Source organism: Deinococcus pimensis DSM 21231, assembly GCF_000519345.1.
Classification (GTDB): domain Bacteria; phylum Deinococcota; class Deinococci; order Deinococcales; family Deinococcaceae; genus Deinococcus_A; species Deinococcus_A pimensis.
Genome location: NZ_KI912622.1, coordinates 16,975 through 17,988 on the forward strand (window position 1 = coordinate 16,975; position 1,014 = coordinate 17,988).

The 1,014-nt window shown below is 72.3% G+C and carries 1 protein-coding gene; it reads left to right on the top strand.

The annotated features are described in order from the left end of the window. Window positions 1-15: 15 nt before the first annotated feature. Window positions 16-1,014, top strand: a 999-nt coding sequence (locus DEIPI_RS27945) for a CHASE domain-containing protein (RefSeq protein ID WP_027480726.1), incomplete at its 3' end; no start/stop codon positions are given.

Consider the following 1,014-nt stretch of genomic DNA (forward strand, 5'->3'; position numbering starts at 1 on the left):
CCCCGGGGGAGACGCATGACGATCGGCCCGAGACGAGCCGCGCAGCCCAACTGGGCCTACGTCGTGCTCCTGCTCATCCTGCTGCTCACCGGCATCAGCACGTGGTTCGTCAACGACCTCACGAGGCAGCAGCAGCGCGCCCGCTTCACCCGCGAGGTGGACACCGTCAACATCGCGCTGGAGCAGCGCCTGCGCTCCTACGTCGACGTGATGCGCTCCGCCCGCGCCCTGTGGACCCTGCAGGCCGACGTCACCGCCGCCGACTTCGCCCGCTACGTCGACTCCGTCGAACTCGAACGCAGCTACCCCGGCGTGCAGGGCCTCGGGTACGCCGCGTACCTGCGCGGCGACGACAACGCCGCCTTCGAGGCCCGCATGAGCCAGGAACTCGGCGTGGACTACCGCCTGCGCCCCCCGGGCGCGCGGACCGTGCGGGTGCCCGTCACGCTGATCGAGCCGCGCGACGCCGCCAACACCTACGCCCTCGGCTTCGACATGTACAGCGAGGCCCGCCGCCGCGCCGCCATCGACCGGGCGCGCGACACCGGCGACGTCGCCGTCACCGCCCGGGTGGAGCTCGTGCAGGAGGACACCCAGGCCGAACGCCATTCCGGCTTCCTGATCTACCTGCCGATCTACCGCGAGAACGCGCCGCTGCGCAGCGTCGAGGAGCGCCGAGCCGCCCTGATCGGCTTCGTGTACGCCCCCATGCGCTTCCGCGACTTCCTCGGCGGCGCGCTTCCCTCGAACTTCTCCGGGGGGGTGGACCTGAACGTCACCGACGCGGGCGAGAGCCTCTACGGCGAGCCGCACGACTCGGCCTTCACCGCGACGCGCACCGTCGACCTCGGCGGACGCACCTGGACGCTCGCCTTCGCCGCGCGCGACGGGTTCGGACGCGACCTGCTCGCCGTGGGTCCCTGGATCACCATGCTCGCCGGGTTCAGCATCGCGCTGCTCGCGTTCCGCCTCACGGACGCGCAGGTCACGGGCCGCCGCCGTGCCGAGGAGCTC